This window comes from Neisseria sp. HMSC075C10 (genome assembly GCF_001815615.1).
Lineage (GTDB): Bacteria > Pseudomonadota > Gammaproteobacteria > Burkholderiales > Neisseriaceae > Neisseria > Neisseria subflava_A.
The window spans coordinates 1-10,344 of the sequence record NZ_KV821252.1; the positions used below are offsets into that span (position 1 = coordinate 1).

Annotated in this window: 6 protein-coding genes, 1 tRNA gene and 1 pseudogene; 1 reads left to right on the forward strand and 7 read right to left on the reverse strand. The window is 47.2% G+C overall.

Annotated features, from left to right (window positions below):
- Window positions 1–42: 42 nt before the first annotated feature.
- The 7 genes and pseudogenes from cas9 to HMPREF3047_RS03370 all read right to left on the reverse strand — a co-directional run bounded on the left by cas9 (window position 43) and on the right by HMPREF3047_RS03370 (window position 9,716).
- Window positions 43–3,321, reverse strand: a pseudogene (gene cas9 / locus HMPREF3047_RS03345) (type II CRISPR RNA-guided endonuclease Cas9).
- 269 nt (window positions 3,322–3,590) lie between these two features.
- Window positions 3,591–5,015: an alanine/glycine:cation symporter family protein gene (locus tag HMPREF3047_RS03350; RefSeq protein ID WP_070712189.1), complete on the reverse strand. Its 1,425-nt coding sequence runs from the start codon at window positions 5,013–5,015 to the stop codon at window positions 3,591–3,593.
- 262 nt (window positions 5,016–5,277) lie between these two features.
- The gene (gene lysS, locus HMPREF3047_RS03355) at window positions 5,278–6,789 is read right to left on the reverse strand and encodes a lysine--tRNA ligase (RefSeq protein WP_070712190.1); all 1,512 of its coding nucleotides are present in this window, start codon (window positions 6,787–6,789) and stop codon (window positions 5,278–5,280) included.
- A 198-nt stretch (window positions 6,790–6,987) separates the two neighbouring features.
- Window positions 6,988–7,119: a hypothetical protein gene (locus HMPREF3047_RS10905; protein WP_283120566.1), complete on the reverse strand. Its 132-nt coding sequence runs from the start codon at window positions 7,117–7,119 to the stop codon at window positions 6,988–6,990.
- A gap of 71 nt (window positions 7,120–7,190) precedes the next feature.
- Window positions 7,191–7,766, reverse strand: a complete 576-nt coding sequence (locus tag HMPREF3047_RS03360) for a hypothetical protein (RefSeq protein WP_070583800.1) — start codon at window positions 7,764–7,766, stop codon at window positions 7,191–7,193.
- 129 nt (window positions 7,767–7,895) lie between these two features.
- Entirely contained in the window at window positions 7,896–9,338 is a 1,443-nt protein-coding gene (gene aldA / locus HMPREF3047_RS03365; protein WP_070712191.1) for an aldehyde dehydrogenase, read from the reverse strand.
- 302 nt (window positions 9,339–9,640) lie between these two features.
- A tRNA-Lys gene (locus HMPREF3047_RS03370) sits at window positions 9,641–9,716 on the reverse strand.
- A 182-nt stretch (window positions 9,717–9,898) separates the two neighbouring features.
- Here HMPREF3047_RS03370 and HMPREF3047_RS03375 point away from each other — a divergent pair.
- Window positions 9,899–10,297, forward strand: coding sequence for an Ag473 family lipoprotein (locus HMPREF3047_RS03375; RefSeq protein WP_070645672.1), 399 nt, complete (start codon window positions 9,899–9,901; stop codon window positions 10,295–10,297).
- Window positions 10,298–10,344 lie beyond the last annotated feature (47 nt).

The window sequence follows — 10,344 nt, forward strand, 5'->3', positions numbered from 1 at the left end:
GTTGGGGAAGGGCTTTTTTGCAAAGGTCTCGGATAGATTAATTTAGCGGACAGGCGGGCGTTTTTTCAGACGGCATGGTCTGATTTCTTTGCCCAGTTCATCGATTTGGTATTTTTGCATCAATACAAGATTTTGGGTACTAATACGGAATTGCTGTTCTTTAGAGCCTTTATCATGCCAAGCTAAATAGAATCGTCCATTAGAGCTATCACAGTTGATATAGTAGGCGAATTCTACTTTAGATTTTTCATCTTTCTGAAAAGCAATCAGATCATACTTATGCAAGCTAAAACAGAATGTATAGCTATCATTAATCCGGTATCCTTTACAATCAATATCGGGAAGAATGTTTTCAGCAACCTGCCAAGCATAGATGGGAACAATAAAATACTGATTTTTTCCTTTCTTATCCACTTTACAGAACACATCAACACGTACCATGTCTCCATTATCTGCAATGGTATAAGCATTTTTTTGTTTAATAAGACTCCGCTCTCTTGGGTTTTTTCGACCCTCACAGCTTTAACCAGTTGTCCCCCCTTTTTATAAAACGGATTGTCCTTAGGGTCAAATGCTTGTTTAGCATTACCTCCATATGCCCCTAAACGTGCCTTAAGAGCCTCATATAATTCAATCTCCCTACCATTTTTATAATTAACCATATTTTCAAGGTCGGCCAACTTGATTTCGGTTAACCATACTCGTTTAACACTAATTTTTTCATTATGTTTAACAAATCGTTTAGCAGATCTCAAAGTATCTTTATGTGCACCGCTCATCTTCCGATTGGGCGCGCGTGAAACAAACAGTGGCGTAACGTATTCGTGTACGGCTTCGGGACGAGAGGATAATTTTTCTGCGAGCAGGGTACGCAGTTTTTCGGGGGTATCCGCTTCTTCAAATTCGGGTTTGCCGTCCGGTTTGCCGAAGACGCGAATCATGACTTCTTGTGCGAAAAATTCCCAAGGTTGCGGGAAATGTGCTTTTTGATGCAGCACTTCTCCTGTTTCTTTATCTATGGTTTTACCGTCAAACGCGTTCATCTCTTTATAGCGTACAAAACGGGTAATTTTCTGCTGCATGGCAACGGTCGAGCAAGCAACGACGACGGCGTCCAAGGCGTGATGGCGGTTGTTTCCCGCACGCACTTTGCGTAATCCCCAAAAGCCGCGCAACAGATTGGTAATTTGTCCATTGGATGCAAAGATACGTCTTTTACCTTTACCTGTCAGCCGCATACGGTCGGCAATAAATTGGCACAGGAAACGGTTGACGTAGCGCGTATCGTTCAGATTGCGTTTTTTAAAGCTGTCTTCGTCGAATTTTTGCAGCAGAATCCGTTGTTTTTTACTGCGAGGAAAACGGCTGGTTTCGACACGCGCTTTAAATTCCTGCCATTCGCGGCTGTTATCTTTGCCATTGAAGTATTCGTAAGGGGTTTGGTTGCCTTTGTTTTGGTTTTCGCTGCCCAATACCAGCACTTTATTGTTGAAACTGTCGTCCCATGTGCGCGAGAACGGCAGGGCATGGTCGATTTCGACATAGCCTATTTCGTTCAGACGGCCTAAGTTGATTTCTTTGCCCGAATACAGGCATTTGCCGTGTTGTTGCTTGTACAGGCGCAGTTTCAGAATATCTTTGGACTTGGGTTCGCCGATAAAATTGGGGAAATACTCTCGGAATTCAGTAGCGGATTTTTCACGGTCTTTACGGTTTTCTTCTTGGCGTTTTTCAATTTCTTTACGGTCTTTGAACGATTTACCCACTTCCCTTGCTGTTTCAATATGGATACGCGCAGGGGAGCCGTAACGCCGAACCACGCCGTTAATGACTTTTCTGGCTTGAGATAAGGCGCGCAAGACGACTGGGTTGCGGATTTCGTCGGCAGGGATGGGCGGCAGAACAGATTCTTTTTTAGTTGATTGCGGAGGATAAACTTTTCTCCAGGCAGTATCGTAGTCATCACCTTGTTCCATAAAAGGAAGGATATTTTTCAATGCTTCTAAAGATAAATTCACAGTGCATGTAAAATCAACATGATCACACAAAATATCAAGAATATCTTGATCTTCTTTTATCTTACCGGTCAAGAGGACTTTTCTTCTCTCATCATTTTTACAGATGGTAAAAACTGTTCCGATTTCATCTAGTAAATTATGATTGCTTGAAAGGCTCTGCCATTCTGTTTTTCTTCCATTCCCTTCTAAAGTTTCCTTAATTTTGTGCCAGAATTTCATTTCCATGAATTTCGTATCTTTTTCAATTTTATCTGATGATTTTATCTCCCCCTTTTTTATCTTTTTTATGATATCCGATATTAAAAAGAGCATTGGGAGAAAGGGAGGTTAAGGCATTCCTTACTTGTTGATAGCTGACGGTCTTTAATTTATATGGAAGATCTATAAGTATTTGACGTTCTATTTCAGTTAATTTCCTAGTGCCAAATTCATCCGTTATCCTTAAATTAGCCAACTTGCTTAACCATATAAAACGTTCTGCGCTCCAACTATGTTTTGCTGCCCTAGATTTATTTTTTTCAAAAGTACATTTTCCTTGCATCCGCAGAATAGCACTTTCATCAGGAATGGAATCTCTTTGCGTCATCAGCAGGGTTTCAATACCTTCTTTAAGGCCGTCTGAAACATGAGGATTGCCAAATTCTTTTTGTTTTTCAAACAGTAAATTCAGCTCTGCCTGCAAATCTTTGCGGCTGAACGTATGCGAATAATCGCCGCGCTGGTTGCGGATATGGCCGCTTTCCTTTTCAAATTTATTTAAAGCCAATTCGGCCGGTGTGCGGAAATCGCCTGTCTGTAAGGCATGGGCATTGTCGGCTACGCCTTTAAGCAAAGCGCCAAGCTCCTTATCGGCAGTTTCGCCCTCGTTTTTTCTTTGCGACAAATAGCCGCGGTGTTTGATTAAATGCAACAAGACTGCCGACCACTCTAAAGGCGTCAGTTTGTGGTCTAATGCGGCTGCGCGAAGTTGCCACGGTGTATTCGGCAAGGATTTGATCAAGCTGTTTTCGTCAAAATCGGCGGCTTGTAATACGCCTTCGCGTTTCAATAGGCGGCGGGCCCGAAGCAGGCGATGGGCGCGACGGCGAGTCAGGCGGCGAACACTGCGTGCCAAGCGTCTTGCCGCTGCGAGAGAGTCACCTGTTTTCGGAACTTCTGCACACTCAAATACGCGCACGCCTAAATCAATCAGGCGGATGGGTTTTTCTTCTTCGTCAATTTCTACCATCGCCCAGCCGACGGATGCGATGCCGATATCGAGGCCGAGGATGTAGTTGATTGGGTTGGGTTTGAATGCAGCCATCAGTTTCTCCGTAATGTGATGTTTGGTAAGTATAAATATATCCTAGGTAAGTATTACTATGCAAATGAAATGCTTGACTGGGTGCCGATTTGGAATTAGAATTTGAATATATTGTTGCACTGCGAAATGAGAAACGTTGCTACAATAAGGCCGTCTGAAAAGATGTGCCGCAACGCTCTGCCCCTTAAGGCTTCTGCTTTAAGGGGCATCGTTTTGTCTAAATGGCAGGGATTAAAAAGGCCGTCTGAAATTTCAGACGGCCTTTGGTTTTACCAGATATCGGATTTGATTTTGCGTTTCAAGCCCGGGTGTTCAGAGAGTTTGAACTCTGGGTCTTTACCCATTTTCAGCTTGGCTGTGTAGTCTTTCAACAGCAGGAAGGCAAGCGGGGACAGGAGTAGGATGGCGACGAGGTTAATCCATGCCATGATGCCCATTGCCATGTCTGCCATATCCCATACCAAGGGTACGTTGGCAACTGCGCCGAAGTAGACCCATGCCAAAACCAGCATACGGAAAACGGCGGTAACCAGCCAATGGCTCTTGATGAATTGGACGTTGGACTCGGCATAGGCATAGTTACCGATAACGGTTGAAAAGGCAAACATAAACAGGATGACGGCAAGGAAGCCCGCGCCCCATTGACCCACTTGGCTGACAATCGCCGCCTGCGTCAACGCCGCACCGCTCAGGTCGCCGTAAGGCTGCTGATAGGTCAAGATGATAAAGGCTGTGCATGAGCAGACGATGATGGTATCGACGAAAACGCCCAGCATTTGAATCATGCCTTGGGAGACGGGGTGTTTCACTTCGGCAGCGGCGGCGGCATTCGGCGCGGAACCCATACCCGCCTCATTGGAATACAGGCCGCGTTTGATACCCTGCATCATGGTGGTCGAAATCAGACCGCCGAGGAAACCGCCTGCAGCCGAATCGAAGTTGAACGCGTTGGAGAAAATCTGACCGAACACGTCAGGAATCAGGGAAATATTGGTAGCAATGATGAAGAGTGCTATGACGAGATATAAAACCGCCATCAGCGGAACGATAATTTCCGCGGCTTTAGATACGCGACGGATACCGCCGAAGATAATAGGGGCAGTCAGAATGACCAGGGCGACACCGACATAGTGTTGATCCCAGCCCCATGCCGCTTTGGTGGTATCGGCGATGGTATTGGTCTGTACGGCTTCAAATACAAAGCCGAAACAGAAAATCAGGCTCAGGGCGAACAAAACGCCCAGCCATTTTTGTCCCAGGCCTTGAGTGATGTAGTAGGCAGGACCGCCGCGGAAGTGGTGGTTGTCGTAGTCCCGAACTTTAAAGAGTTGGGCCAGTGAAGATTCGACAAACGCCGAACTCATGCCGATTAAGGCGGTTACCCACATCCAGAATACCGCGCCCGGCCCGCCGAGTTTGATGGCAATCGCCACGCCGGCGATGTTGCCCACGCCTACGCGGCTGGCCAAGCCGGTAACGAATGCTTGGAATGGTGTGATTCCGTGCGGATCATCACCTTGTTTGCGGCCGCCCAACATTTCTTTGATACTGCGGCCGAAGAGGCGGAATTGTACAAAACCGGTGGTAACGGTGAAAAAGAGGCCTGCGCCTAAAAGCATATATACCAACCCCGACCACATTGGGTCGTTGATGGCGTTTATCCAGCCGTGAAGCTGTTCGAAAAATTGATCCATACAAACCTTTCAGAGTTTCTGCATTTTCAGACGGCCTGTGTGTGGAGGCTGTCTGTAACTGGATGTATTCTAGCAGACTGTCAACAAACTGAAAAACGTTTACATATTCTTTTTTATATTATCTTTTTGATTATCATGTAATTTTATTATTATGGTGTAAAGGATTTATCGATTTAAACTCTTCCGTTTTACATATTTGAACAAAAAGGCCGTCTGAAAACAGAGTCTTGTTTTCAGACGGCCTTGATTTTATTTCAATGCGTTATTCGGGACGCATTTGCGGGAACAGAATCACGTCGCGGATGGTTTGTGAATCGGTCAGTAGCATTACCAAGCGGTCGATGCCGATGCCGCAGCCGCCGGTCGGCGGTAAACCGAACTCCATGGCGCGGATGTAGTCGGCATCATAGTGCATGGCTTCATCGTCGCCAGCGTCTTTTTGCGCCACTTGCGCTTTGAAGCGTTCGGCTTGGTCTTCCGGATCGTTCAACTCGGAGTAGCCGTTTGCCAGTTCGCGGCCGACAACGAAAAGCTCGAAGCGTTCGGTCAAACCCGGTTTGCTGTCGGATGCGCGTGCCAATGGTGATACTTCGACAGGGTAATCGATGATGAAAGTCGGGTTCCACAGCTTGCCCTCGGCGCAACCTTCAAACAGGGCAAGTTGCAGGCTGCCGATGCCTGGAGACGGAGGCAGGCTTTCGCCGTGTTTGACAATTTCTTTTTTCAGCCATTCTTCATCGTTCAACTGCTCATCGGTGTAGTGCGGATTGTATTTTTTGATGGCGCCGAGAATGGTCAGGCGTTCAAACGGGCTTTCCAAATCGACTTCTTTGCCGTTGTAGCTGATTTTTGCCGTGCCGTTTACTGCGCGGGAAGCGTTGCGGATGATGTCTTCCGCCATTTGCATCATGCGTTCGTAGTCGGAGAAGGCTTCGTAGAATTCGATCATGGTGAATTCAGGGTTGTGGCGTACGGACATGCCTTCGTTGCGGAAGCTGCGGTTGATCTCGAACACGCGCTCCAAACCGCCGACCACCAGGCGTTTCAGATACAGCTCGGGGGCAATGCGCAGGTAGAGCGGGATGTCCAAAGCGTTGTGATGGGTCACGAACGGTTTCGCCGTCGCGCCGCCGGGAATCGGGTGCATCATCGGGGTTTCGACTTCGAGATAATGCTCGTTCACCATGAAATTGCGCACGGATTGGATGATTTGGCTGCGTTTGATAAACGTATTGCGCGACTCTTCGTTGGCAATCAAATCGACGTAGCGTTGGCGGTATTTGGTTTCCTGATCGCTCAAGCCTTTGTGTTTGTCGGGCAGCGGGCGCAGGGATTTGGACAGCAGGCGGATGTCGGACACGCGCACGGTCAATTCGCCGTGGTTGGTTTTGAACAAAGTGCCTTCCGCGCCGACGATGTCGCCCAAGTCCCAATGATTGAAATCGTCCAAAACTTCCTGACTCACGCCTTTGTTGTTCAGATAAAGCTGGATTTGACCGGTTACGTCTTGGATGGTGGCGAAGCTCGCCTTGCCCATTTGGCGTTTGAGCATCATGCGGCCGGCAATTTTGACGGGAACGGCTTGCGGGTCGAGTTCTTCTTTGCTGATTTCGCCGTATCGGGCGTGCAAATCGGCGGCAAAGCTGTTGCGCTTGAAGTCGTTGGGATAGGCAATGCGCTGTTGGCGGATGTTGTGCAGTTTTTCGCGGCGCAGGGCGATGATTTGGTTTTCGTCCAACTGCGGCTCGGTTTGCGGATTGTTTTGTTCGCTCATGGTGTTTTCCGGAAAATGAGTCAGGCTGCCGGAGTTTTCAGACGGCCTGAATAAAGTGAAAAATTGGCTCTATTTTACGCGATGTCGGTGTTTTTTTCTATAAAGGCAGAAAGGCCGTCTGAAACCTGAACTGCCCCCCAAAAAACTGTATTTTTGTGATCGGCTTGTCGGCGATGAAGGGATTTTTGCGGTGGTCGGTCAAGATTTTGGACTGAAGGGTTTGAGTGCGCCGATGCCGCTTTCCTGACAGGCGGTTATCCAACGTTGCAGATGGGTGCGTGAGATGTGGTATTGGTCTTGGTATTTGAAGTGTAATGCATATAGGGACATAAAAAAACTGCACCTTGTTAGTTGGAGGGCAACTTTGGGGATGTAGTTCATTCTGTCTAATATCTTGCTCTTCAATTATCAAAACCTCTGGATTTAGATACGGAAATTGCTTCAATACGTGCCATTTGACGGTAACGCCGAGTTTGATTCGGTGCTCCACCTTTACCCGGATAAATCCCTGTTCCACGTTCCACTTCAAATGTAAAATGTTTAGGTTGGCGGGCAAATGTTACATATTCACGCGCTTCTATTTCCGACATTATGATTTTTTTGACTTTGCCCAACTTGGCTTCTGCATCTTTAATCTTCATGCCCGGGTGTACACCTGAAGCCGTGTGACAGGTAGGAGAATCGGTTTCCAAAAAATTAATTTTTTTATGGAGTTTTATAGGAGAATCAGGATCGTCGTCTCCATCTTGAAAAGCGATAACCATAACGTCTTTAGATAGCGTAATGGCAACAAACGCCACACCTTCGGCATCGCTTTCTCTTTCCATTTTTGCCTTCGGGAATTTCTGTTTTACCTGCTTTAAGTTCTGCCCTAATTTAATTCCTCCGATACTGTCTTTTTGAATCAAACATTCGGCAGTAGCCGGCATGGCAAAACCCAAGATCAATGCGCTCATTATCCCGATTTTGTGCAACATGGTTACTTTCCTATTTAATAAAAATTAGTTATAAAAAAACTGCACCTTGTTAGTTGGAGTAGCAACTTTTTGGGTGCAGTTTAACCTGAAAAATCAACTTCAGACGGCCTTTTGTTTCATGAAGGGCAGTTAGATATCGGTTTCCAAATAAACGACTTGGGTTTGCAGATATTCTTCCAAACCGTGTTTGCCGTCCGCGCCGCCGATACCTGATTTTTTCCAACCGGCATGGAAGCCCTGCATGGCTTCAAAGTTTTCGCGGTTGATGTATGTCTCGCCGAAACGCAGGCGGCGGGTTACATAAAACGCTTCATTCAGATTGGTGGTATAGACGGAGCTGGTCAGGCCGAATTCGCTGTCGTTTGCCAAAGCGATGACTTGATCGAGCGTGTCGAAAGTGGCAACCGGCAGGACGGGACCGAAGGTTTCTTCCTTCATGATGTCCATGCTGTTGTCGGTATCGGTCAGCAGGGTCGGCTCGAAGAAATAGCCGCGTCCTTCGGCGCGTTTGCCGCCGCAGACCAGTGTCGCACCTTGTTTGACGGCGCGTTCCACTTTTTCAGCAACGGCTTTGACAGCGCGCTCTTCAATCAGCGGACCCATTTCCAGCGCGCCTGCTTCGGCTTCGGCCGGGTTGCCGTAGCGTACGCCTTTCATGGCGGCGGTCATTTTTTCGATAAACGCGTCTTTCAGGCTGTTGTGGACATACACGCGTTCGGCGCAGTTACAGATTTGGCCGGTATTGCCCACGCGTGAAGCCAAGATGGATTTGACGGCCAGATCCAAGTCGGCATCTTTCAGAACGATGGCAGGGGCTTTGCCGCCCAGTTCCAGTGAGACTTTGGTAATGTTGGCGGCGGCTGCTTCCATCACTTGGCGGCCTGCATCGACAGAACCGGTCAGGCTGACCATATCGACTTGCGGATGTGATGCCAAGGCATTGCCGATTTCTGCGCCAGGGCCGTTAACGACGTTGAATACGCCGGCCGGTAAGCCTGAAGCATGAACGATTTCAGCAAAAATGTGGCAGTTAATCGGGGTAACGCTGCTTGGTTTGACGACGATGGTATTGCCTGTTACCAAAGCCGGGCCCATTTTGCGGGCGATCAGGAAGAATGGGAAGTTCCACGGCAAAATGCCGGCGATTACGCCCAAAGGACGTTTGAACAATAAAATATTTTCGCGCGGGCGGTCGCTTTGGATGATTTCACCTTCATAACGGCGCGCCCATTCGGCTTGGTAGTCGAGATAATCGGCAGTGAACATGACTTCTATGCGTGCCAAATCTTTGGTTTTGCCGCCTTCGGCGACAATGGTGTCGGTCAGCTCGTCGGCGCGTTCGCGGATGCCTTGGGCAATTTTGCGCAGGTATGCGCCGCGTTCAACGGCAGGCAAACGCTCCCATGCAGTTTGTGCATCTCTGGCCGCAGCAACGGCACGATCAACATCGGCTTTTCCGCCTTTAGGCTCACGTGCGATGACTTCTTCGGTTGCCGGATTCAATACATCACGCCATGCGCCGTTAAAATCGGTTTCAAAGCGGCCGTTAATATACATAGACAGTTGTTTCATCAAACCTTCTCCTGTTGTTGTAGTTGGATGTAGTTTTAGTCTATGCCTAAATTGTCTGGCATACAAGAGGATTTAGCGTGGGTTGATGGTAGGTATTTGGAAGTTTTTAGAAAAAGATGTTGGGTGAGGAGTTGGGTTTGATTGATTCAAGAGGTTTGTGATGCTTTCAGTCACATCTATAACAGCATTGTGACAAAGCTCGAATATTCTTGATGTTGATAATAAGGGAGGTATTGAGTGAAGAAAGGTTTGATGGAGAATATAAAAAAAACCTGCTTTGAAAAAAAGCAGGTTTTCATATTTGGTGGGTCGTGAGCGATTCGAACGCTCGACCAACGGATTAAAAGTCCGCTGCTCTACCGACTGAGCTAACGACCCGATAAGCTGTGAATTATAGGGAACTTGTTTCTTTTCGTCAACTATTTTTTTGAAATTTTTTTCAAAAAACGTAAATTGGCTGTTATTTGGCGTTAATTCTTCCTTTTTTGAGCATTTATTATGTTATGATTTTTGGGTCTGTCAGTTTTGACGGATATTTTTTAGACCAAAGGATATACAACATGAAAAAATTATTGATTGCTGCAATGATGGTAGCCGGCTTGGCGGCGTGTACACAAGAAGCGAAAAAAGAAACCCAAGAGGCGGCTTCTGCTGTTGCTTCCGATGTAAACGCTGCTGCTGAAAATGCAGCTTCTGCTGTGGATGCTGCTGCTTCTGAAGCCAAAGGTGCGGCTGAGCAAGCTGTTTCTGATGTTAAAGACGCTGCTGCAGATGCTAAAGCAACTGCAGATAAAGCAGTTTCTGATGCTAAAGATGCTGCCGGTAAAGCGGTTGAAGAAGCTAAAGAAGCGGTTTCTGATGCTAAGGATGCTGCCAAAGACGCAGCTAAAGACGCTATGGGTAAAGCAGCCGATGCGACTCAAGAAGCTGCCGACAAATTGAAAGACGCTGCTAAATAAGCTGATGTTTGATATTTGAAAAGGCCGTCTGAAATGTTCAGACGGCC

What these genes read in the sequence shown, in the direction of transcription:
- HMPREF3047_RS03350 (WP_070712189.1), bottom strand. Translation starts at nt 5,015, where the DNA reads ATGGATCAATTTTTCGAACAGCTTCACGGCTGGATAAACGCCATCAAC.
- lysS (WP_070712190.1), bottom strand. Translation starts at nt 6,789, where the DNA reads ATGAGCGAACAAAACAATCCGCAAACCGAGCCGCAGTTGGACGAAAAC.
- HMPREF3047_RS10905 (WP_283120566.1), bottom strand. Translation starts at nt 7,119, where the DNA reads ATGTCCCTATATGCATTACACTTCAAATACCAAGACCAATACCACATC.
- HMPREF3047_RS03360 (WP_070583800.1), bottom strand. Translation starts at nt 7,766, where the DNA reads ATGTTGCACAAAATCGGGATAATGAGCGCATTGATCTTGGGTTTTGCC.
- aldA (WP_070712191.1), bottom strand. Translation starts at nt 9,338, where the DNA reads ATGAAACAACTGTCTATGTATATTAACGGCCGCTTTGAAACCGATTTT.
- HMPREF3047_RS03375 (WP_070645672.1), top strand. Translation starts at nt 9,899, where the DNA reads ATGAAAAAATTATTGATTGCTGCAATGATGGTAGCCGGCTTGGCGGCG.